Origin of the sequence: Micromonospora sp. NPDC047074 (assembly GCF_040643815.1) — a bacterium.
In the GTDB taxonomy this organism is placed as follows: domain Bacteria; phylum Actinomycetota; class Actinomycetes; order Mycobacteriales; family Micromonosporaceae; genus Micromonospora.
This window is the reverse complement of the sequence record NZ_JBEYVB010000055.1, coordinates 15,141-36,333: the sequence shown is the minus strand read 5'-3', so window position 1 is coordinate 36,333 and position 21,193 is coordinate 15,141. Positions and strand designations below refer to the sequence as shown.

Annotated in this window: 18 protein-coding genes and 1 pseudogene; 9 read left to right on the top strand and 10 right to left on the bottom strand. The window is 73.8% G+C overall.

Annotation, left to right across the window (positions count from 1 at the left end; translation table 11 throughout):
- Positions 1–129: 129 nt before the first annotated feature.
- Positions 130–1,446: an FAD-dependent monooxygenase gene (locus ABZ809_RS32640; protein ID WP_357566498.1), complete on the top strand. Its 1,317-nt coding sequence runs from the start codon at positions 130–132 to the stop codon at positions 1,444–1,446.
- A 21-nt stretch (positions 1,447–1,467) separates the two neighbouring features.
- Here the strand turns inward: ABZ809_RS32640 and hrpA are convergent, their stop codons facing one another.
- Positions 1,468–5,517, bottom strand: coding sequence for an ATP-dependent RNA helicase HrpA (gene hrpA, locus ABZ809_RS32635; protein ID WP_357566497.1), 4,050 nt, complete (start codon positions 5,515–5,517; stop codon positions 1,468–1,470).
- A 173-nt stretch (positions 5,518–5,690) separates the two neighbouring features.
- Between hrpA and ABZ809_RS32630 the strand changes: the two genes are divergently transcribed.
- Entirely contained in the window at positions 5,691–6,125 is a 435-nt protein-coding gene (locus ABZ809_RS32630) for a cytidine deaminase (protein ID WP_357566496.1), read from the top strand.
- Between the two features lie 12 nt (positions 6,126–6,137).
- On the opposite strand, the gene ABZ809_RS32625 is transcribed toward ABZ809_RS32630, so the two are convergent.
- Positions 6,138–6,497: a YciI family protein gene (locus tag ABZ809_RS32625; protein ID WP_357566495.1), complete on the bottom strand. Its 360-nt coding sequence runs from the start codon at positions 6,495–6,497 to the stop codon at positions 6,138–6,140.
- Positions 6,498–6,649: 152 nt separating this feature from the next.
- Here ABZ809_RS32625 and ABZ809_RS32620 point away from each other — a divergent pair, with 152 nt between their 5' ends.
- The 4 genes and pseudogenes from ABZ809_RS32620 (at position 6,650) to ABZ809_RS32605 (ending at position 10,755) form a co-directional block, all read left to right on the top strand.
- Positions 6,650–7,696: an iron ABC transporter permease gene (locus ABZ809_RS32620; protein ID WP_357566494.1), complete on the top strand. Its 1,047-nt coding sequence runs from the start codon at positions 6,650–6,652 to the stop codon at positions 7,694–7,696.
- Positions 7,693–8,775: an iron ABC transporter permease gene (locus ABZ809_RS32615; RefSeq protein ID WP_357566493.1), complete on the top strand. Its 1,083-nt coding sequence runs from the start codon at positions 7,693–7,695 to the stop codon at positions 8,773–8,775. Before ABZ809_RS32620 ends, ABZ809_RS32615 begins: the two co-directional genes overlap by 4 nt.
- A gap of 25 nt (positions 8,776–8,800) precedes the next feature.
- A pseudogene (locus tag ABZ809_RS32610) lies at positions 8,801–9,565 on the top strand (ABC transporter ATP-binding protein); the annotation flags it as partial.
- 245 nt (positions 9,566–9,810) lie between these two features.
- A complete protein-coding gene (locus ABZ809_RS32605; RefSeq protein ID WP_357566492.1) occupies positions 9,811–10,755 on the top strand; it encodes an iron-siderophore ABC transporter substrate-binding protein in 945 nt (314 codons plus the stop codon).
- 251 nt (positions 10,756–11,006) lie between these two features.
- On the opposite strand, the gene ABZ809_RS32600 is transcribed toward ABZ809_RS32605, so the two are convergent.
- Positions 11,007–11,627, bottom strand: a complete 621-nt coding sequence (locus ABZ809_RS32600; protein WP_357566491.1) for a DUF559 domain-containing protein — start codon at positions 11,625–11,627, stop codon at positions 11,007–11,009.
- 22 nt (positions 11,628–11,649) lie between these two features.
- On the opposite strand from ABZ809_RS32600, the gene ABZ809_RS32595 reads away from it, so the two are divergent.
- Complete coding sequence (locus ABZ809_RS32595) at positions 11,650–12,279, top strand: hypothetical protein (RefSeq protein ID WP_357566490.1); 630 nt, start codon at positions 11,650–11,652, stop codon at positions 12,277–12,279.
- A 279-nt stretch (positions 12,280–12,558) separates the two neighbouring features.
- Here ABZ809_RS32595 and ABZ809_RS32590 read toward each other — a convergent pair whose 3' ends face one another.
- From ABZ809_RS32590 to trmB, 4 genes are all read right to left on the bottom strand, one after another.
- On the bottom strand, positions 12,559–13,203 hold the full coding sequence (locus ABZ809_RS32590) for a hypothetical protein (protein WP_357566489.1): 645 nt from the start codon (positions 13,201–13,203) through the stop codon (positions 12,559–12,561).
- A 116-nt stretch (positions 13,204–13,319) separates the two neighbouring features.
- Positions 13,320–13,817, bottom strand: a complete 498-nt coding sequence (locus ABZ809_RS32585) for a hypothetical protein (protein ID WP_357566488.1) — start codon at positions 13,815–13,817, stop codon at positions 13,320–13,322.
- Between the two features lie 72 nt (positions 13,818–13,889).
- Positions 13,890–16,394: a DUF3516 domain-containing protein gene (locus tag ABZ809_RS32580; protein ID WP_357566487.1), complete on the bottom strand. Its 2,505-nt coding sequence runs from the start codon at positions 16,392–16,394 to the stop codon at positions 13,890–13,892.
- Between the two features lie 110 nt (positions 16,395–16,504).
- A complete protein-coding gene (gene trmB / locus ABZ809_RS32575) occupies positions 16,505–17,140 on the bottom strand; it encodes a tRNA (guanosine(46)-N7)-methyltransferase TrmB (protein WP_357566502.1) in 636 nt (211 codons plus the stop codon).
- A 225-nt stretch (positions 17,141–17,365) separates the two neighbouring features.
- Here trmB and ABZ809_RS32570 point away from each other — a divergent pair, with 225 nt between their 5' ends.
- Positions 17,366–17,917, top strand: coding sequence for a hypothetical protein (locus ABZ809_RS32570; protein WP_357566501.1), 552 nt, complete (start codon positions 17,366–17,368; stop codon positions 17,915–17,917).
- A gap of 8 nt (positions 17,918–17,925) precedes the next feature.
- Positions 17,926–18,603: a class F sortase gene (locus ABZ809_RS32565; RefSeq protein ID WP_357566486.1), complete on the top strand. Its 678-nt coding sequence runs from the start codon at positions 17,926–17,928 to the stop codon at positions 18,601–18,603.
- A 135-nt stretch (positions 18,604–18,738) separates the two neighbouring features.
- Here the strand turns inward: ABZ809_RS32565 and ABZ809_RS32560 are convergent, their stop codons facing one another.
- Genes ABZ809_RS32560 through ABZ809_RS32550 form a run of 3 tightly spaced genes read right to left on the bottom strand, consistent with a single transcriptional unit; the run spans position 18,739 to position 20,838 of the window.
- Complete coding sequence (locus ABZ809_RS32560) at positions 18,739–19,053, bottom strand: antibiotic biosynthesis monooxygenase (RefSeq protein ID WP_357566485.1); 315 nt, start codon at positions 19,051–19,053, stop codon at positions 18,739–18,741.
- Between the two features lie 29 nt (positions 19,054–19,082).
- Positions 19,083–19,880: an exodeoxyribonuclease III gene (locus ABZ809_RS32555; protein ID WP_357566484.1), complete on the bottom strand. Its 798-nt coding sequence runs from the start codon at positions 19,878–19,880 to the stop codon at positions 19,083–19,085.
- A gap of 37 nt (positions 19,881–19,917) precedes the next feature.
- Positions 19,918–20,838, bottom strand: a complete 921-nt coding sequence (locus tag ABZ809_RS32550) for a PAC2 family protein (protein WP_357566483.1) — start codon at positions 20,836–20,838, stop codon at positions 19,918–19,920.
- Positions 20,839–21,193 lie beyond the last annotated feature (355 nt).

Here is a 21,193-nt window from a genome sequence, read left to right as displayed (position 1 = left end):
GCCCGGCCACCTCGGTCCCGTGCCGCCGGGCCGCGCCGGTCGCACGCCGCCGGACCGCGCCAGCCCACGCCCGGCAGGTGCGCACGACGGAAGACGACCGGGCCCGGTCGGCCCACCTACGCTGCCCGCATGGCAACGGGCAGCGCCGTGGTGATCGGCGCCAGCATGGGCGGCCTGCTGACCGCCTGCGCACTCACCGAGGCGTACGACCGGGTCACCCTCGTCGACCGCGACGTGCTGCCCGAGCGGGCGGAGAGCCGCCGGGGCGTACCGCAGGGGCGGCAGCTGCACGTGCTGCTGGCCCGGGGCCGGCGGGCGCTGGAGGAGTTGCTGCCCGGCATCTCGGCGGAGCTGACGGCGTGCGGCGTGCCCACGGTGGACCTGCACGAGCAGGTCCACTGGTACAACGACGGCTACCGGATGCGGCGCGCCCCGTCGCCGCTGATCGCCCTCGGGGTCAGCCGGCCGCTGCTGGAGCAGGTCGTCCGGGAGCGGGTGGCCGCCCTGCCCGGGGTGCGGATCGTGGCGGGCTGCGAGGTGGCGGGGCTGACCACCACCGCCGACCGGGCGCGGGTCACCGGCGTGCGGCTGCGCCCCCGCGACGGCGAGCCGGGCACCGTCGCGGCCGACCTCGTGGTCGACGCCGGCGGGCGGGGCACCCGCAGCCCGGTCTGGCTGGCCGAGCTGGGCTACCCGCCGGCACCGGAGGACCGCGTCAAGGTCGGCGTCACCTACGTCACCCGCACCTACCGGCGCGAGCTCCACCACCTGGAGGGGCTGCTCGGCGCGCTCACCAACGCCGTGCCCGGCCAGCCCCGGGGCGGCATCGTGGCCGTGCAGGAGCAGGGCCGGTTCGCGGTGGCGTTCAGCGGCATGCTCGGCGAGGAGCCGCCGGTCGACGACGAGGGGATGACCGCCTTCGCCGAGAGCCTCGTCGCCCCGCAGATCGCCGACCTGCTCCGGACGGCACGGCCGGAGAGCCCGCCGGCGACGATGAAGTTCCCGGCCAGCGTGCGGCGGCGCTACGAGCGGCTGCGCCGCTTCCCGGCCGGCTACCTGGTGGTGGCCGACGCCGTGTGCAGCTTCAACCCGGTCTACGGCCAGGGCATCACGGTGGCCGCCCTGGAGGCGCTGCTGTTGCGCCGGCTGCTGCGGCGCCCGCCGGACCGGCTCGCCCGGCGGTTCTTCCGGGGCGCGGCCCGGCTGATCGACGGGCCGTGGTCCATCGCGGTCGGCACCGACCTGCGCTTCCCCGAGGTGCCCGGCCGACGCTCGCCGAGGGTGCGGCTGGTCAACGCGTACGTCCACCGGCTGCACGCGGCGGCGACCCGGGACCCGGCGCTCGGCGCGGCGTTCCTGCGGGTGGTGAACCTCGTCGACCCGCCGGCCCGGCTGCTCTCCCCGCCGGTGCTGCTCCGGGTGCTGCGCGGGGCGTCGGCGTCCTGACCGGCGCGCCGCCGCCCGCGCTCAGCGGCCCTCGGCGTCGTCCATCGCCCGGTAGATCCGCTGCTCCGACACCGGGTACGGGGTGCCCAACGCCTGGGCGAACACGTTCACCCGCAGCTCCTCGATCATCCAGCGGATCTGCCGGACCGCCGCGGACTGCCGGCGGCCGGGCGGCAGCGCGGCGAGCATGTCCTGGTACTCCTTCCGCACCACCGCGATCCGGTCCTGCTGCTGCTTGTCGCGCTGCGGGTTGCCGGGCAGCCGGTCCAGCCGCCGCTCGATCGCGGTGAGGTAGCGCAGCAGGTCGGGCAGGCGGGCGTACCCGGTCTCGGTGATGAACCCGGCGTGCACCAGGCCGGTGAGCTGGGCCCGGATGTCGGCCAGGGCCGCCACCACGGCCAGGTTCTGCGTCTTGCCGAGCCGCTGCTCCACCGCGTACGCGGCGGCGAGCACCCCGCGGACCCGGTCCATCACCTCGACCACGGTGTCCACCAGGTCGGCCCGGACCTTCTCCCGCAGGGCGGCGAAGCCCTCGGCGTCCCAGGCCGGCCCGCCGGCGTCGCCGACCAGCTTGTCGATGGCCGCCCCGGCGGCGTCGGAGATGAGCTGCTGCACACCGCCGTGCGGGTTGCGGCTCAGCGCCAGCTTCGCCTCGTTGGAGAGCCGCCCCTGCAGGAACTTCGCCGGTGACGGGACGGTCAGCCGAAGCAGCCGCCGCGTACCCGCCCAGTGCGCCGCCTCCTGCTCGGCCGGCGAGTCGAAGACCTTCACCCCGACCGTGTCGCCCTCGTCGACCAGGGCCGGGTACGCGGTCACGGCGTAACCGGAGCGGACCTGCTCGATGGTGCGAGGAAGATCGTCGATGCTCCACTCGCGCAGCCCGGTGCGGGCCACGTCCGGCGCGGCCGCCGCCACCACCTGGCGTACCTCCGCCTTGAGCTGGCGTTGCAGGGCCGGCAGGTCCTTGCCCTCGGCGACCGGCTTGTTCTCCTCGTCGAGCACCCGGAACCGGACCCGCAGGTGCGGCGGCAGCCGGTCCAGCTCCCACGCGTCGCGGGGCACGGTCACCCCGGTCATCCGGCGCAGCTGCCGGGTCAGCGCGTCGAGCAGTGGTTCCTCGCCGGCCGGCATCGCGGCGAGCGCCGCGCGGGCGTAGTCGGGCACCGGGACGAAGTTGCGGCGCACCGCCTTGGGCAGCGAGCGGATCAGCGCGACGACGAGTTCCTCGCGTAGCCCCGGCACCTGCCAGTCGAAGCTCTCCGCCGGCACCTGGTTGAGCAGCGGCAGCGGGATGTCGACGGTCACCCCGTCGGTGGGGGTGCCCGGCTCGAAGCGGTAGGTGAGCGGCAGCGTCACCCCCTCGGCGGACCACTCGTCGGGGTAGTCGGCCTCGTCCACGCCGCCCCGGTCGGCGTTGACCAGCAGCTCCCGGGTGAAGGTGAGCAGGTCGGGCCGCTCCCGGCGGGTCTGCTTCCACCAGGCGTCGAAGTGCCGCCCGGAGACCACGTCGGCGGGGATCCGCGCGTCGTAGAAGTCGAAGACGGTCTGGTCGTCGACGAGGATGTCCCGGCGCCGGGCCCGGTGCTCCAGCTCCTCGATCTCCGCGAGCAGGCGCGTGTTGTCGGCCCAGAACCGGTGGTGGGTCTGCCAGTCGCCCTCGACCAGCGCGTGCCGGATGAACAGCTCCCGGGACAGCGCCGGGTCGATCCGGCCGAAGTTGACCTTGCGCGAGGTGACCAGCGGGACGCCGTAGAGGGTCACCTTCTCGTAGGCCATCACGGCCGCCTGCTTCTTCTCCCAGTGCGGCTCGCTGTAGCTGCGTTTGACCAGGTGCTGCGCGAGCGGCTCGACCCACTCGGGCTCGACCCGGCCGGCCACCCGGCCCCAGAGCCGGGAGGTCTCCACCAGCTCGGCCGCCATCACCCAGCGCGGCGGCTTCTTGAACAGCGCCGAGCCGGGGAAGAGCGCGAACTTCGCGCCCCGGGCACCCAGGTACTCGTGCTTCTGCGCGTCCTTGAGCCCGACGTGCGACAGCAGCCCGGCCAGCAGGGACTGGTGCACCTTCGGGGTGTCGATCTCCTCCGGCAGGTCCGCGCCGCCCCGCCGCCGGCCGCCGCCGTCGGGACCGCCGGCCTCCCGCGCCGGTCGCCCGCCACCCTGTTCGGGGGTACGCAACACCTGGCGCAACTGGCTGACGATGTCCTGCCACTCGCGTACCCGCAGGTAGTTGAGGAACTCCGCCTTGCACATCCGGCGGAAGGCGCTGGACGACAGTTCGCGCTGCTGCTCGCGCAGGTGCCGCCACAGGTTGAGCAGCGACACGAAGTCCGACTCGCGGTCGGTGAACCGGGCGTGCGCCTGGTCGGCCTGGGCCTGCCTGTCGGCCGGCCGCTCGCGGGGGTCCTGGATCGACAGCGCGGCGGCGATCACCATCACCTCGGTGGCGCAGCCGTTGCGTTCGCCCTCGACGACCATCCGGGCCAGCCGCGGGTCGACGGGGAGCTGGGCCAGCCGCCGGCCCAGCGGGGTGAGCCGCCTCGCCGGGTCGGTCTCGGCCGGGTCCAGCGCGCCCAGCTCGTGCAGGAGGTTGACGCCGTCGGCCACGTTGCGCCGGTCCGGCGGGTCGATGAACGGGAACGCGGCGACGTCGCCGAGCCCGATCGAGGTCATCTGGAGGATGACCGAGGCGAGGTTGGTACGCAGGATCTCCGGGTCGGTGAACTCGGGGCGGGACAGGAAGTCCTGCTCGTCGTAGAGGCGGATGCAGATGCCGTCCGAGGTGCGCCCGCAGCGGCCCTTGCGCTGGTTGGCCGACGCCTGCGAGACCGGCTCGATCGGCAGCCGCTGCACCTTGAGCCGGCTGCTGTAGCGGGAGATGCGGGCCGTGCCCGGGTCCACCACGTACTTGATGCCGGGCACGGTGAGCGAGGTCTCCGCCACGTTGGTCGCGAGCACCACCCGGCGCCCGGCGTGCGGGGCGAAGACCCGGTGCTGCTCGGCGGTGGAGAGCCGGGCGTAGAGCGGCAGGATCTCGGTGCCGCGCAGCGCCGGCTTCTTCTCCACCAGCTTGCCCAGCGCGTCGGCGGTGTCCCGGATCTCCCGCTCGCCGCTGAGGAAGACCAGGACGTCGCCGGGCCCCTCGGCGGCCAGTTCCTCGACGGCGTCGCCGATGGCCTGGATCTGGTCCCGGACGTTCTCCTCGTCCTCCCCGTCGTCCTCGCCCTCGGCCACCTCCACCAGCGGCCGGTAGCGCACCTCGACCGGGTACGTCCGCCCGGAGACCTCGACCACCGGCGCCGGTACGCCGTCCGGCTGGTCGTCGGTGGGCGGCCCGGCGAAGTGCCGGGCGAACCGGTCGGTCTCGATGGTCGCCGAGGTGATGATCACCTTGAGGTCGGGCCGGCGGGGGAGCAGCTGCCGGAGGTAGCCGAGGATGAAGTCGATGTTGAGGCTGCGCTCGTGCGCCTCGTCGATGATCAGCGTGTCGTACTGGCGCAGCATCCGGTCGGTCTGCAACTCGGCCAGCAGGATGCCGTCGGTCATCAGCTTGACCAGGCTTCGGTCGCTCACCTGGTCGGCGAAGCGCACCTTGTAGCCGACCACGTCGCCCAGCTCGGTGCCGAGCTCCTCGGCGATCCGGTCCGCCACCGTACGCGCCGCGAGCCGGCGGGGCTGGGTGTGCCCGATCAGCCCGGTGATCCCGCGCCCCAGCTCCAGGCAGATCTTCGGCAACTGGGTGGTCTTGCCGGAGCCGGTCTCGCCGGCCACGATCACCACCTGGTGGTCGCGGATCGCCGCGGCGATGTCGTCCCTGCGCTCGCTGACCGGCAGTTGGGCGGGATAGGTGACCACCGGTACGGCGGCCCGCCGGCTCGCCAGCACCGCCTCGGCGCGGGCCACGTCGGCGGCGATCTCGCCGAGCGCCGCCTCCCGGCGCTGCGGGTCGCGCAGCCTGCGTACCCCGTCCAGCCGCCGTTGCAGGCGGCGCTGGTCACGGAACATCAGCGGACGGAGGCGGCGGTGCAGCTCGCGGACGGGGTCGGTCGCGGCGGGTGCGGCTGGATTCTGCATGTCGTCGCCAAGGATAGGCAGCCGCCGGCCGGACCGCCCCCGGGTTACCGCCGCACCGCCCCCGCCCGCCCGCGGTCACGGCCGTCAACGGCGTCCGGCAGGGGGCGCGCGGCGGCGCTCCGCCGGACTAGAGTAGGGCGCCGACCGACCTTGGCCACGGGGGATGGATGACGATGCGCGACACCGACCGGGCCCTGGTGCAGGCCGCCACGGCGGTCGCCAAGCTGCGTTGCCGCAGCGAGAACCACACGGTCGCCGCCGCCGCGCGGACCACCGACGGCCGGGTCTTCACCGGGGTGAACGTCTACCACTTCACCGGCGGCCCCTGCGCCGAGGTGGTCGCCGTCGGCGCTGCCGCCACCCAGGGCGTCACCGAGTTGGAGACGATCGTCGCCGTGGGCGACCGGGGGCGCGGGGTGATCCCGCCCTGCGGGCGCTGCCGGCAGGTGCTGCGCGACTACTTCCCCACCGTCCGGGTGATCGTCGGCCCGATGGACGCGCTGCGCGTGGTGCACGTCGCCGAGCTGCTGCCGGAGACGTACGTCTGGGCCGACCAGCAGCTCGACGGGCCCGCCGGCCCGGTCCCCGCGCCGCGACCGGCCGACTGACGTCCCGGGCCGTCAGTCGCCGGCCGCGGCCTCCAGCATCGACCGGGGCATCGGCACGCTCTCGAACCGCACGTTGCCCTCCGGCACCATCCAGCTCATCACCTGCGCGGTCAGCCTGCCGGCCCGGACGGCCGGGTCGTTGTGGTACAGCTCGCGGGCCTCCTCCGGGGCGATGGAGAGGACGACGAATCCGCACAGCCCTTCGTCGTCGGTGTCGACGAACGGGCCCGCCGCCAGGACGAGCCCCTGCTCCACCAGCCCCGCGTGGTGGGCCAGGTGGGCGTCGCGCAACCGGTCGGCCGCGTCCAGCGGCAGCTCCGGCACCTCCGCCGGCCGGGCCAGGAGCACCACGGTGTGCTGGTCGAATCGCATGCCCACACCCTAGGGCGGGTCCGGGCCGTCACTGTCCGGAACCGGCGCGTCCGCCCAGGTCAGCGCCGACTGGATCGACACCCGCGAGTTAGGCGACGGCAGGCCGTTCGGCTACGGTAAGGCGACCCTAAGCGCGAACGTGCAGGAGTTTCGTGACCACCCTCGCCATCCGACCGGCACCGGCCGGCGGTCGGACCGGCGGCCGGGCCGGCCGCCGCGTGGCGGTCACCGTCGCTGCCGCACTGGTGCTGCTGCTGGCCGTGCTGGCGAGCTTCGCGCTCGGCAGCCGGCCGCTCGCCGTCGACGACGTGTGGCGCGCGTTGGTCGCCCCGGACGGCGGCGAGGCCACCACCATCGTCCGGGACCTGCGCATGCCGCGCACCGCGCTCGGCCTCGCCGTCGGGCTGGCGCTCGCCGTGGCCGGGGTGCTCCTCCAGGCGCTCACCCGCAACCCGCTGGCCGAACCGCGCATCCTCGGCATCAGCGCCGGCGCCTCGTTCGGCGTGGTGCTGGCCATCTCCGTCTTCGGCGTGGGCACCCTCGCCGGGTACGTCTGGTTCGGCATCGGCGGCGCGCTCCTCGCCGGGCTGCTGGTCTTCGCCGTCGCCGCCAGCGCCCGCGACGGCGCCAGCCCGGTCACCCTCGCGCTGGTCGGCGCGGCCCTCGACGCCAGCCTCGCCTCGGTGGTGTACGCGCTGCTCAGCATCGACTCCCGCACCTTCGAGGAGTACCGCTTCTGGGTGGTCGGCGGGCTGACCGGCCGCGACCTCACGGTGGCCGGCCAGGTGCTGCCGTTCGTGCTCGCCGGGCTCGCCCTGGCCGCCCTGGTCGCCCGGGGCCTGGACGCGCTCGCCCTCGGCGACGACGTGGCCCGGGGCCTCGGGCACCGGATCGGGCTGGTCCGCATCGGCGGTGGGATCGCCGCCGTGCTGCTCACCGGGGCGGCCGTCGCCGCCGCCGGGCCGATCGCGTTCGTCGGGCTGGCCGTGCCGCACCTCGCCCGCGCGCTGGTCGGGGCCGACCACCGCTGGACGCTCGCGGTCTCCGCCCTGCTCGGGCCCGCGCTGCTGCTCGGCGCCGACGTCGTCGGCCGGCTGGTCGCCCCGCCGGGAGAGGTGCCCGCCGGCATCGTCACCGCGCTGGTCGGCGCCCCGCTGCTGGCCTTCCTGGTGCGCCGGGCGAAGGTGGTGACGGCGTGACCGCCCCGACCGTCGAGCGGCCGGTACGCCGGTCCCGCCCGGGCGTCGCCGCCCTGCCCGGTCGCGCACTGGTGCGCCTCGGCCCGGTCAGCGTGCAGGTCCGCCGCCGCTCGGTGCTGGTCGCCGCGACGCTGGTGGTGCTGCTGCTGGCAGCCGGGTTGCTCAGCCTCTGCCTCGGCACCCCGTACGTCGCACTGCCCGACGTGCTGCGCGCCCTCTCCGGCACCGGCACCCCGTACGACCTGGTCGTGCTCGACCTGCGGCTGCCCCGGCTGGTGCTGGCCGCGGTGGCCGGCGCGGCCTTCGGGGTGGCCGGCACGCTGATCCAGAGCGTGGCCCGCAACCCGCTCGCCAGCCCCGACGTGGTCGGCGTCACCCAGGGCGCCGGCCTCGCCGCGACGGTGGCCCTGACCACCGGCGCCGCGGCGGTGCTCGTGGCCCCGGCGGCGCTGGTCGGCGGCCTGGTCGCCGCCGTGCTGCTGTTCGCCCTCGGCGCCCGGCACGGGCTGGCCGCCCAGCGGTTCGTGCTCGCCGGGGTGGCGGTCGCCTTCGCGTTGCGGGCCCTGACCGAGGTGGTCATGCTCACCGCCGACCCGATCGACGGGATGCGCGCGCAGATCTGGCTGATCGGCACGCTCGCCGGCCGGGGCTGGACCGAGACCCTGTGGATCGCCCTCACCCTGGTCGCGCTCCTGCCGGTGCTCGCCTGGGCCGGCTGGGCGCTGAACAGCACCGCCCTGGACGACGACACCGCCCGGGGCATCGGCCTGCGCCCGGTGGCCCGCCGGATCGGCCTCGCCGGCACCGGGGTGGTGGCCGCCGCGATGGTCACCGCCCAGGTGGGCGCGGTGGACTTCGTCGCCCTGGTCGCCCCGCAACTGGCCCGCCGGCTGGTCCGCGCCGAGCGCCCGCCGCTGGTCTGCGCCGCGCTGCTCGGGGCGCTGCTGCTGGTGCTGGCCGACCTGGCCGGCCGGCGGTTGTTCGCCCCCACCCAGCTGCCCGCCGGCGTGCTGACCGCCGCCATCGGCGGCCCGTACCTGATCTTCCTGCTGGTCCGTGGCCGGCGGCGGTCCTCGTGATGTCCCACCCTGGCAAGGAGGCGTGATGCTCTCCACCCGTGATCTGGTCGCCGGCTACGACGAGCGGACCGTGCTGGACGGGCTCGACCTTGAGCTGCCCGGCGACGCGTTCACGGTGATCGTGGGGCCCAACGCCTGCGGCAAGTCCACCCTGCTGCGCACGTTGGCCCGCCTGCTCACCCCCCGGCGCGGCGCCGTGCTGCTGGACGGCACCGCGATCCGGGACCTGCCGACGCGCGAGGTCGCCCGCCGGCTCGGCGTGCTGCCGCAGAGCCCGCTGGTGCCGGAGGGGGTGACCGTGGCCGACCTGGTCGGCCGGGGCCGGCAGCCCTACCAGCGGTGGTGGCGGCAGTGGTCGGAGTCCGACAGCGCCGCCGTCGACCGGGCGATGGCGCTCGCCGACGTGACCGGGCTGGCCGACCGGCCGGTGGACACCCTCTCGGGCGGCCAGCGGCAGCGCGTCTGGATCGCCATGACCCTCGCCCAGGACACCGAGGCGCTGCTGCTGGACGAGCCGACCACCTTCCTCGACCTCGCCCACCAGGTGGAGGTGCTGGACCTGCTGCACCGGCTGCGCGTCGAGCGGGGCCGCACGGTCGTCGCCGTGCTGCACGACCTCAACCAGGCCGCCCGGTACGCCGACCACCTGATCGCGATGCGCTCCGGCGCCGTGGTGGCCGCCGGGCCGCCCCGGCAGATCCTCACCGCCGACCTGGTCCGGGACGTCTTCGGGCTCGACTGCGTGGTCGTGCCCTGCCCCGTGACCGGGGCGCCCCTGGTGGTGCCCGCGCTCACCAGCCCCTCGCTGGCCCGGCCCTCCGGCGCGGCTGGCCTGGCTGGCTCCGCTGGCCCGTCCGGCGCGGCTGGCCTGGCTGGCTCCGCTGGCCCGTCCGGCGCGGCTGGCCCGGCTGGCTCCACTGACGCGGCCGGCTCCGTCGGCCCCGCCCCGGCGGGCGCGCCGACGCCTGCGCCCCGCCCCTCCGCCGGTCCCGCGGTCAACTCGCGCACCGGCTCGTACCCCTCGAAAGGAATCTGATGCGTCGTCTCGCCGCCGCCCTCACCGCGGCGCTAGCCCTCGGCGTCGGTCTCACCGCCTGCGGTGAGAGCGACCCGGTCGCCGACACCACCGCCGGGGAGACCCGGGAGATCGTCCACGCCATGGGCACCGCCAAGGTGCCGGCGGACCCGAAGCGGGTCGTCGTGCTCGACACCGACAAGATCGACACCGCGCTGTCCCTCGGCATCACCCCGGTCGGCGCCGCCACCGCCGGCGAGGCACGGAGCTGGCCGACCTACTTCGGCGAGGAGAAGCTCGCCGGCATCAAGGAGGTCGGGGTGCTCACCGAGCCCGACCTGGAGGCCATCAACGCCCTCAAGCCGGACCTGATCCTGGGCAGCAAGTTCCGCCAGGAGAAGTTCTACGACGAGCTGGCCGCCATCGCGCCGACCGTCTTCACCGAGAAGGTCGGCATCACCTGGAAGGAGAACTTCCTCCTCGACGGCAAGGCGCTCGGCAAGGAGCAGCAGGCCAAGGACCTGCTCACCGCGTACGAGACCCGGGCCAAGGAGTTCGGCGCCAAGCTCGGCAATGCGGCCGACCGCAAGGTCTCCATCGTCCGCTTCATGCCGACCGAGATCCGCGTGTACGGGCCGGACTCGTTCTCCGGCATCGTGATCGGCGACACCGGCCTGGGGCGCCCCGAGCGGCAGCAGTTGACCGGCAAGGAGGACCGGCGGATGGACCGGGTCAGCCCGGAGCGCATCGGCGAGGTCGACGGGGACGTCATCTTCGTGACCGCGTACGGCGAGAAGTCCGCCGCCGAGCAGGCCAAGGTCACCAGCGGGACGCTCTGGAAGGCACTGCCCGCGGTCAAGGCCGGCAAGGCGCACGTCGTGTCCGACGAGATCTGGATGACCGGCATCGGCGTCGGCGCCGCCAACAAGATCGTCGACGACCTGGAGAAGTACCTCACGGCCTGACCCCGCCCGCACCCTCGTTCCTTAAGTTCGCTCGTTCCGTGGGTGCGCTCGTTCCGTGGGTGCGCTCGTTCCGTGGGTGCGCTCGTTCCGTGGGTGCGCTCGTTCCGTGGAAGTGCGCTCGTTCCCTGAAGTAGTGGCCTTCCGCCCAGCGGAAGGCCACTACTTCCATGTTCGAGCGCGATCATGCCGGTGCGACGGGCTCACCTTGGGCCCTCGCCTTGGGGCCCGGCCTTTGGGCCCGGCCTTTGGGCTCAGCCGTGGGGCCGGAGTCCGCGGGAGCGCAGGGCGGCACGGACCTCCGCGAGGAAGCCGTCGAAGTCCTCTCGTAGCCGCTTCGCCGTCACGTGCAGCACGATCCAGCCGGTGCCGACGAGCCGATTGAGCCGGCGGCGATCCTGGTGGAACTGCGCGGGATCGTCGTGCCACAACCCGTCGTACTCGACGGCCACCTTGAACTCCGGCCAGGCCAGGTCCAGCCGGGCGACGAACCGACCGCCCTCGGTGACGACCCACTGGGTCCGTGGCCGGGGCAGCCCGGCCAGCACGAGGCGAACCCGGGTCCGTGACTCCTGCGGCGACTCGGCCCCGGGGTCGGCCAGGTCGACGGCGCGCAGCAGCGATCGCCAGCCCCGACGACCGGCGCGCGCGAGGGCGTACTCCCGTAGGGCGGACACGTCGGTGAGCCGGCGCGCCAGCAGGCCATCGATGACGACGACCGCCTCGACCAGGTCGAGCCACCGGGCCAGGTCCCAGCAGGTACGCGCCGGTGAGGTGACCAGGACGCCGGCGAGGTCCACGACATCCTCAGGATCGATCTCGCCCCGATGGATCCGCAGCCCGGTGAGCGGGCCACGCCGACGCCCGGGCGCCATGTCAGCCCTTCGCCCCGACGCCGTGGCCGCGCGCGTCGACACCGAGGTCGCACGCGTCGACACCGAGGTCGCGCCCGTCGACACCGAGGTCGCGCCCGTCGACGTAGGGGTCCCGCTCCTGGGCGTTGGGATCGCGCCCGCCGTTGCTGAGGTCATGTCCGTCGCCCTGGTCGGGTCTGTCGACGGTGCGGCCGCTGGCGTTGATGTCGGGGTCGCGTCCGCTGGCGCCGAGGTCGCGTCTGTTGACGATTTGGTCGCGTCCGCTGACGCCGAGGTCGCGTCTGTCGACGGTGTGGTCGTGTCCGGTGCGCCGGGGAACGGGCTCGGCGTCAGTACCTCGACCGGCTCGTGGGCGGGCACCTGGCCCACCCCGTGGAGGGCGGCGGCGGAGCGACCGGCGATGGCGGTGCCTCGCGGAACCAGCCAACGGGTCACGACACTGCACCGGTCGCGATGGGTGACCGTGAGGTGGGAATCCGCGTACACGTCGCGGAACAGCGGACGCCAGGCGGAACTGCGCAGGTCGTTGCGGGTGAGCAGGCCACGGGAGATGGCGGTGGACCCGCGGAAGATCCGACCGCGCAACTGTGGCGGCCGGCGTGGCGCCTTCGACATGCCGTCCACGCTGCCGGATCGCCTCGCCGCGCGTTGACCCCTGTGGATAACCGTCGCCGAGCACTTAGCGAGATCGCGCTCGAACAAGGAAGTAGTGGCCTTCCACCGTGGAGAGGCCACTACTTCCTGGATCGAGCGCGATCTTCAAACGCGCGTCACGCGTCACGCGTCACGCGTCACGCGTCACGCGTCACGCGTCACGCGTCACGCGTCGTGGGGCGTGCGGAGCGGGGCGTGGGGCGTGACGCGTGCGGAGCGGGGCGTGGGGCGTGGGGCGTGCGGAGCGGGGCGTCGGTGGTGTGGGTGGGCGGGCGGGTCAGGCGGCGGTGGCCCAGATGGCCTGGAAGGCGGCCGCCTCGCCGGCCAGCCAGCGTTCGATCTGCTCGGGGCGGGCGTCGGCGGGCATCCGGTGGGCTTCGCCCCGGCGGACGTCGACCAGGACCGGCTCGGCGTGCGGAAGCACCACGTCCATGTGTCGGGCCATCAGGTGCAGGGTGGCGAGCGCCGCCTCCTCGCTGGGCGGGGCCTCGTCGAAGTGCAGGCGGACGGCCTCGACGCGGCCGTCGGCGTGGCGTACGCCGAACTGGGGGTTGATCTTGACGGGTAGGTCGCCGAGCATGGCGAGCGCGTCGCGGGTCTGGGCGAGGTCGACGGCCCTCGGGTCGCCGAGCGAGTGCAGCCAGGCCGTCGCGCCGGGAACGAGGGCCTGGTAGAGCGGGCGCCAGCGGGGCTTGACCACGTCGACCACCTGGTCGAGGTGGGTGCCGCCGGTGTGGAAGGCGATGTCGGCCTTGAGCGCCTTGACGAACTGGCCGTGCGGGTTGAAGCCGGAGCGGCTGGCCCGCTGCTTGCGCAGGCCCCCGACGAAGGTGGCCTTGGTCGGGCCGGTGCGGTCGACGTAGCGGGTGAAGCCGAGCAGCGTGGCGTAGGGGGTGAGTGGGGCGGAAGCGGGCGTGGTCACGGGCGTCCTCCCAGGTCAGCGACCTCGATTAGTACACACATTCTAATCGACGGGTGTGACATCTCCCAGGGTTTGGAGGGGTCTCTCGCGTCCCGGCGGATCGCCACGCCGGTCGGTCAGCGCGGTGCCTGGGTGGCCGGGATCCGGCGCGGACATCCGACGGCCTCCGGGGTGATCTCGCGGGGCCCCGTGGCCTCCCGCCGGACCTCGAAACGTACGCAGATGTTGTGGTGCGTCGGCTCGCTTCCCCAACCGTCGGACGCGACGCCCACCATCACCACCTCGACCGTGGCCAGCAGCCCCACCCCGTGTGCGTCAGGGTCGTGGATGGAGGAGTCGAGGCGCTCACCCCCGGTCCCGGCCACGAGGCGGTCGAGCACCGACTGGTTGCTCGCCCAGCCGCGCATGCTGAGCGAGTCGGTGGCCCACGGCTCGGTCTCGTGGGCGACCTGCTCGGCCCGCGTCATGACCTCGGCTCGCGCGGTGTCGTGGCTGGAGCGGGCGCATCCGGCGGACGACAGCACGACGAGGCAGGCCAGGAGCCCGCCGGCGCCCGTGGCCCACCGACCGGCCCGGCCGGGCGTCCGCCCGGTGACGACAATGCGCGGTGACATGACGCCAGCAGACCAGTCGTCCTGCCCGCGCGCATCCGTCCGGATACTCAGCCGCCGGGAAGGAACGGCGTCCTAGAGCTGCCCCACGGAGGTGATCCGGACGACCGCGGCGCCGATCTCGTCGGAGGCGGCGAGGTCGATCTCGGCGCTGATCCCCCAGTCGTGGTCGCCCTCGGGGTCGTCGAGGATCTGCCGGACCGTCCACCGCTCCCGGCCCTGCTCGATCATGAGCAGCGCCGGGCCGCGGGCGTCCGGCCCCACCCCGATCGAGTCGTACGCCTCGAAGTACGGCTCCAGCGCGTCGGCCCAGGCGTCCGCGTCCCAGCCCGACGCGGTGTCCAGCTCGCCGAGGTCGTACCAGCGGCGCAGGGCGGCCAACTCGACCCGGCGGAACAGGGCGTTACGTACCAGCACCCGGAAGGCCCGGGCGTTGCGGGTGACCGCCGGTACCCGGTCGTCCAGCGCCTCCGCGGCCTCGGCGGCGTCGGTGGGGTTGCGCAGCCGCTCCCACTCGTCGATGAGGCTGGAGTCGACCTGCCGGACCAGCTCGCCGAGCCACTCGATGAGGTCGACCAACTCCTCGGTCTTGGCGTCCTCGGGCACCGTCTGCCGCAGCGTCTTGTACGCGTCCGCGAGGTAGCGCAGGACCAGGCCCTCCGACCGGGTCAGACCGTAGAACTGCACGAACTCGGTGAAGGTCATCGCCCGCTCGTACATGTCCCGGACGACGGACTTGGGGGAGAGCTGGTGGTCGGCCACCCACGGGTGCCCCTGCCGGTACATCTCGTACGCCGAGTCCAGCAGCTCCGCGAGGGGCTTGGGCCAGGTCACCTCGTCGAGGAGTTCGAGCCTCGCCTCGTACTCGATGCCCTCGGCCTTCATCGCGGCGACCGCCTCGCCGCGGGCCTTGAACTGCTGCGCGGAGAGCACCTGGCGCGGGTCGTCCAGGATCGACTCGACCACCGAGAGCACGTCGAGGGCGTACGCGGGGGACTCGACGTCGAGCAGCTCGATAGTGGCCAGCGCCAGCGGGGAGAGCGGCTGGTTGAGGGCGAAGTCGAGCTGGAGGTCGACGGTGAGGCGGACCCGCCGGCCGGCCTCGTCGGGCTCGTCGAGCTGCTCGACGACCCCACCGGCCCGCAGTGCCCGGTAGATGGCGACGGCGCGCCGGATGTGCCGGCGCTGGGCGGCGCGGTCCTCGTGGTTGTCGGTGAGCAGGTGCCGCATCGCGGCGAACGCGTCGCCGGGGCGGCCGATGACGTTGAGCAGCATCGAGTGGCTGACCTGGAAGCTGGAGGTGAGCGGCTCCGGCTCGGCCTCGATCAGGCGGTCGAAGGTGGGCCTGCCCCAGCCGATCGAGCCCTCCGGCGGCTTCTTGCGCACCACCTTGCGGCGCTTCTTCGGGTCGTCGCCGGCCTTGGCCAGCGCCTTCTCGTTGTCGATGACGTGCTCGGGGGCCTGCACGACCACCCGGCCGACGGTGTCGAAGCCGGCCCGCCCGGCCCGCCCGGCGATCTGGTGGAACTCGCGGGCCTTCAACAACCGGGTACGCACCCCGTCGTACTTGGACAGGCCGGTGAACAGCACGGTGCGGATCGGCACGTTGATCCCGACGCCGAGGGTGTCCGTGCCGCAGATGACCTTGAGCAGGCCGGCCTGGGCCAGGGTCTCGACGAGCCGGCGGTACTTGGGCAGCATCCCGGCGTGGTGCACGCCGATGCCGTGCCGGACCAGCCGGGACAGGGTCTTGCCGAACCCGGAGGTGAACCGGAAGTTCCCGATCGCGGTGGCGATCATGTCCTTCTCGGCGCGGGTGCAGACGTTGACGCTCATCAGCGCCTGGGCGCGTTCCAGGGCGGCGGCCTGGGTGAAGTGCACGACGTAGACGGGTGCCTGCCTCGTCTCCAGCAGCTCTTCGAGGGTCTCGTGCAGCGGCGTCATCGCGTACGAGAAGAGGAGCGGGACCGGCCGCTCGGCCGAGCGGACGACGGCGGTGGGGCGGCCGGTGCGCCGGGCCAGGTCGTCGACGAAGCGGGTGGTGTCGCCCAGCGTGGCGGACATCAGGACGAACTGCGCCTGCGGCAGCTCGATGAGCGGCACCTGCCAGGCCCAGCCCCGGTCCGGCTCGGCGTAGAAGTGGAACTCGTCCATGATCACCTGGCCGACGTCGGCGCGGTCGCCCTCGCGCAGCGCCAGGTTGGCCAGGATCTCGGCGGTGCAGCAGATGATCGGCGCGTCGGCGTTGACGCTCGCGTCGCCGGTCAGCATGCCCACGTTGTCCGCGCCGAAGATCTCGCAGAGGGCGAAGAACTTCTCCGACACCAGCGCCTTGATCGGGGCGGTGTAGAAGGTCGTCCGGTCGTCGGCCAGGGCCGCGAAGTGCGCCGCGATCGCGACCAGGCTCTTGCCGGAGCCGGTCGGCGTATTCATGATCACGTTTGCGCCGGAGACGATCTCGATGACCGCCTCCTCCTGGTGGGGGTAGAGGTCGAGGCCGCGCTCCTTCGCCCAGCCGGCGAACGCGTCGAAGAGGGTGTCGGGGTCGGCGCTTGTCGGCAGCGCGGCGGTGAGCGTCATAGCCCGTCCATGGTGCCTGGATCATGCCCCTGAGCGCCAACCGGCCCCGGGCGGGTGAGGTGTTAGGAAGGGCCCCCTGTACAACGGAATCCGTTAACAGGGTGCCCTTCCTAACCCGAGCGGCGGCGGTAGAGCAGGTCGAAGATGGGGCGGCCGGCGCGCAGGGCCCGCCGCTCGAACTTGGTGACCGGGCGGTGCGCGGGGCGGGGCGCGAAGCCGTCGTGGGCGTTGACCAACTCGGGATCGGCGTCCAGGGTCTCCCGCATCGACTCGGCGTACTCGGCCCAGTCGGTGGCGCAGTGCAGGGTGCCGCCAGCCGCCAGGCGGGAACGCAGCAGCGCGACGTGGGCCGGCTGGATGATCCGCCGCTTGTGGTGGCGGGACTTGGGCCAGGGGTCGGGGAAGAAGACGTGCACGGCGTCCAGTGCCCCCGCCGGCAGGCCCGCGACGAGGTCCAGCGCGTCGCCCTGCGCGACCCGTACGTTGCGCAGGCCGTGCCGGTCCACCAGGTCCAGCAGGTTGGCGATTCCGGGCGTGTGCACCTCGACCGCCAGATAGTCTCGGTCCGGATCGGCGGCGGCCATCTCGGCCGTGGTGTCGCCCATCCCGGAACCGATCTCCAGCACCACCGGGGCCCCGCGGCCGAACAGGTCGGTCAGGTCCACCGGCGTGCCGGGGCGGTCCGGGACGTGCAGGCCGTAGACCGGCCAGAGCCGGTCCAGGGCGTCGGTCTGGCGGCTGCTCATCCGGCCACGGCGCGGATGGAAGGTCCGGATCGTCCGGGCGGCGGGCGGCGCGGGGACGGCGGCGGCGGAGTCGATGGAGGTCACAGCGACCCGAGCGTACGCGACGATCGCGCCGGATCGGATGTGATGTTCGCCCGGGGATGAGAGGATCCATCCCGTACGGCAGACCGGGTGCCTGGTGATGCCCGGCACTGCCCCAACGCGCCGGGAGGGGGCGTCGTGTCGGTGCACCGCGGGGGAGTGGCGCTGGCGATCGCGACCGTGTTCGTCGGTCCCCTGCTCGCGACCACGCCGGCCCGCGCCGTGCCGGTGGGTGCACCCCAGCCGGGGCCGCCCGGGCCGACCGTCTTCGTGGAGGTCAGCCCGAGCACGGTGGAGCCCGGCTTCCTGGTCGGTATCCGGGCCAGCTGCCGGGACAATTCCGTGCCCGCCACCGTGGTCTCGGACGCCTTCGGCCGGGTGCAGGTGCAGCCCCAGGGCTCCACGCTGACCGCCGCGCCGATGGTGCGGGAGCGCACCCGGCCCGGCAACTACCGGATCAAGCTGGAGTGCCGCGACGGCGAGACCGCCTCGACCATGCTCCAGGTCGTGAAGGCCGTGAAGCCCAGTCGCGACCGTCGTGCCGGGCCTCCCGCTCGCGGCCCCGCGACCGGGTTCGGCGGAGGTGCCGGCGGCGTCACCGGCGGCTTGCTGATCCCCGGTGGCATCGCGCTGACCGTGACCGGCATCGTGTTCGCGGTACGGGCGGCACGTCGGCCGCGTACCGCCCGTCGCTGAGGCCGGTCATGGCCCCTTCGCCCGCCCCGCGCCCCACCGCCGCGACGGCCCGGGATCCCCGGCCGCCCGGGCGTCGTCCCTGGTCGGTGCCGCTGGCTGTGGTGCTGGTGCTGGCCGGGGTCTTCGCCACCGGCGCGGGGCTGGGGCGCACTGCCGGGCCGCTCGACTGGGCCGCCGGCGGGGGGCAGGAGCGGCCGGCCCGCAGCGAGAGCGGGGCGCTGTCGGCCAGCCGGCCCGTACGGCTGTCGGTCCCCGCGATCAACGTGTCCGCGCCGGTGGCGCCCGTCGGGCAGGCCCGGGACGGGTCCATCGCCGTCCCGCCGCTGGAGCGGGCCGACGAGACCGGCTGGTACGACCGGGGCCCGACCCCTGGCGAGCCCGGTCCGTCGGTCATCGTCGGGCACGTCGACACCAGGGACGGCCCGTCGGTCTTCTACGACCTGCACAAGTTGCGCCCGGGCGACACGGCCGAGGTGACCCGGGCCGACGGCTCGGTCGTGGTGTTCCGGGTCGACTCGGTGGAGCACTTCCCCAAGGACCGGCTGCCGGCGGAGCGGGTCTACGGCGACGAGGGCCCCCCGGGCCTGCGCCTGATCACCTGCGGCGGCGACTGGCTCGGCGGCCGGACGGGCTACGCCGACAACATCATCGCCTTCGCCACCCTCCTCACCTCCCACACCCCCTAACCCCGCCCCCCGACCCGACCCCCGTCCCGCCTGACCCCGTTGATCATGGCGTTAGCGGCACTAATGGAGATCGAACTCGCCGCTAACGCCATGATCAACGCGTGGGGGCGGGGGAGGGGAAGAGGGAGGGAGGGGTTAGGGGCGGGGTGGGACCTGTTGGACCACCTCGAACTCCAGGAGGGTGGCGCCGGAGGCGACCGGGGGGCGCTTCTCGCCCGTGCCGGCGTGGGCGGCGCGGGACGGGCCGGTGGCCCAGGCCTGGTAGGCCTCCTCGCTCTCCCAGCGGGTGTAGACGAAGTAGCGGTTCTCGCCGGCGACCGGACGCAGCAGCTCGAAGCCGAGGAAACCGGGGGAATTCTCCACCGCTCCGGCCCGGGCGGCGAACCGCTTCTCCAGTTCCTCGCCGGCGCCGGGCGGGACGTCGATCGCGTTGATCTTCACGACTGCCATGACTCCCACCCTAGCCACGGGCACCGGGCTCAGAACGACTCGACCGCCGGAACCAGGTCGGCGTCCACCACGATCGGCGCGTGGTCGGAGGGGCCCTTGCCCTTGCGGGCCTCCCGGTCCACGTACGCCGAGCGGACCGCCCGCGCGAAGGGCGCCGAGGCGTAGACGAGGTCGATCCGCATGCCCTTGTTCTGGTGGAACATCCCCGCCCGATAGTCCCAGTAGGTGAACGGGTGCGGGCCCTTCATCGGGGTGGGCACCACGTCGGCGAGCCCCAGGTCGCGTAGCGCCGCGAGGGCCGCCCGCTCTGCCGGGGTGACGTGCGTGGAGTGGGTGAACAGGGCCGGGTCCCAGACGTCGGCGTCGGTGGGCGCGACGTTGAAGTCACCGCTGACCACCAGCGGCCGGCTGCCGGCCAGCTCCGTCTCCACCGCGTCCCGCAGCGCCGCGAACCAGGCCAGTTTGTACGCGTAGTGCGGGTCGTCCGGAGCCCGGCCGTTCGGCACGTAGACCGACCAGACCCGGACCCCGTCGCAGGTCGCCGAGATGGCCCGGGCCTCCGGTTCGGGGAACCCGGGCTCGCCGGGGAACCCCACCGCCACGTCGGCCAGGCCGACCCGCGACAGGATGGCGACCCCGTTCCACCGGCCGTCGCTGTGGCTGGCCACCTCGTAGCCCAGCTCGCCCACCTCGGCCACCGGGAAGGAGCCGTCCGGGCACTTGGTCTCCTGGAGGCAGACCACGTCGGGCCCGGTGCCGGCCAGCCAGTCCAGCAGCCGGGGCAGGCGGGCCTTCACCGAGTTCACGTTCCAGGTCGCCAGGCGCATGTGACCAGCCTGCCCCATCCGCGCCCCCGGCGCCGCGTCAGGTGCCCGGGGTGTCGCCCGGGCGGGTCTGCTCGGCCAGGAAACGCTCCAGCTCGGCGCCGAGTTCGTCGGCGGTGGGCAGCGGCCCGGCCTCGGCGGCGAGCAGGTTCTTCTCGCCCCGGCCCCGCGCGAACGCGTCGTACTGCTCCTCCAGGGCCTGCACGAGCTGGGCGGCGTCGTCGGTCTGGGCGACCTGCCGGTCGATTTCCACCCGCACCACCTCGGCCGCCGAGCGCAGCCCGTCGCGGGGCAGCAGCAGCCCGGTGCTGCGGGACACGGAGGCGAGCAGCACCTCGGCGGCGGCCGGGTACTCGGTCTGCGCCACGTAGTGCGGCACGTGGGCGGCGAAGCCGAGCGCGTCGCGGCCCAGCTCGCCGAGGCGGTACTCCAGCAGGTGCCCGACGCTGCCCGGCACCTGCACCCGCTGCAGCCACGGCTCGTAGCCGGCGATCAGCTCGCGGCGGGTCGCGTGCGCGGTCACCCCGGCGGGCCGGCTGTGCGGCACCGCCATCGGGATGGAGTTGAGCCCCACGGTGAGCCGGACGTCCAGCCGCGCGGAGAGCCCGGCCACCGCGGCCACGAAGCGTTCCCACTGCAGGTCCGGCTCCGGGCCGGTGAGCAGCAGGAAGGGGGTCTCGTCGTCGTCGCGCAGCAGGTGCAGTTCCAGTTCCGGGGCGTCGTACGCCTCCCAGTGGTCCTCGACGAAGGTCATCACCGGGCGGCGCGAGCGGTAGTCGAAGAGCTGGTCGACGTCGAACCGGGCGATCGGGCGGGCGTCCAGCGAGGTGAGCAGCTGCTCCCTGGCCAGCCGCGTGGCGCTGCCCGCGTCGACGAAGCCGGTGAGGGTCTGGATCAGGACCGGCTGACCGAGGTCGGGCAAATCGTCGGTGAGCTCGTAGAGCTCGTGTGGGTCGAGCACCGGTGCGGACCTCCCTGGTCGTGCGAACGCCGGTGCCGTGCGGGGACGGCACCCCGTTCGGGGAACGTACCCGCCATCCTCGTGCATTCCTTGCCAGGTCTCGCCACGGGTCGTCCCGTGACCAGTAATCGGGCTGTATGCCCGCAAGTCCACCGCCGGGCGGCGAGGGACGTCCATTGGGATGACATCCCCCCTGGCCGAACGGTGGAGTTTGGTGATCGAGGGACGGATGTCGGGGTTTTGCCCGTGTTCCGGGCCGGATGGGGCGCGTGAGGGCGACCCGGAGGTCTGCCGGGTGCGCGAGATCCGTCCCTTCGGCTGCCCGACGCGGCCGGAGCGTCCGGCTGACCAGGGC

Coding starts and splice junctions, on each gene's coding strand:
- ABZ809_RS32640 (WP_357566498.1), top strand. CDS start 130: ATGGCAACGGGCAGCGCCGTGGTGATCGGCGCCAGCATGGGCGGCCTG.
- ABZ809_RS32585 (WP_357566488.1), bottom strand. CDS start 13,817: ATGTCACCGCGCATTGTCGTCACCGGGCGGACGCCCGGCCGGGCCGGT.
- ABZ809_RS32565 (WP_357566486.1), top strand. CDS start 17,926: ATGGCCCCTTCGCCCGCCCCGCGCCCCACCGCCGCGACGGCCCGGGAT.
- ABZ809_RS32605 (WP_357566492.1), top strand. CDS start 9,811: ATGCGTCGTCTCGCCGCCGCCCTCACCGCGGCGCTAGCCCTCGGCGTC.
- ABZ809_RS32555 (WP_357566484.1), bottom strand. CDS start 19,880: ATGCGCCTGGCGACCTGGAACGTGAACTCGGTGAAGGCCCGCCTGCCC.
- ABZ809_RS32600 (WP_357566491.1), bottom strand. CDS start 11,627: ATGGCGCCCGGGCGTCGGCGTGGCCCGCTCACCGGGCTGCGGATCCAT.
- ABZ809_RS32625 (WP_357566495.1), bottom strand. CDS start 6,497: ATGCGATTCGACCAGCACACCGTGGTGCTCCTGGCCCGGCCGGCGGAG.
- trmB (WP_357566502.1), bottom strand. CDS start 17,140: ATGAGCAGCCGCCAGACCGACGCCCTGGACCGGCTCTGGCCGGTCTAC.
- ABZ809_RS32580 (WP_357566487.1), bottom strand. CDS start 16,394: ATGACGCTCACCGCCGCGCTGCCGACAAGCGCCGACCCCGACACCCTC.
- ABZ809_RS32630 (WP_357566496.1), top strand. CDS start 5,691: ATGCGCGACACCGACCGGGCCCTGGTGCAGGCCGCCACGGCGGTCGCC.
- hrpA (WP_357566497.1), bottom strand. CDS start 5,517: ATGCAGAATCCAGCCGCACCCGCCGCGACCGACCCCGTCCGCGAGCTG.
- ABZ809_RS32560 (WP_357566485.1), bottom strand. CDS start 19,053: ATGGCAGTCGTGAAGATCAACGCGATCGACGTCCCGCCCGGCGCCGGC.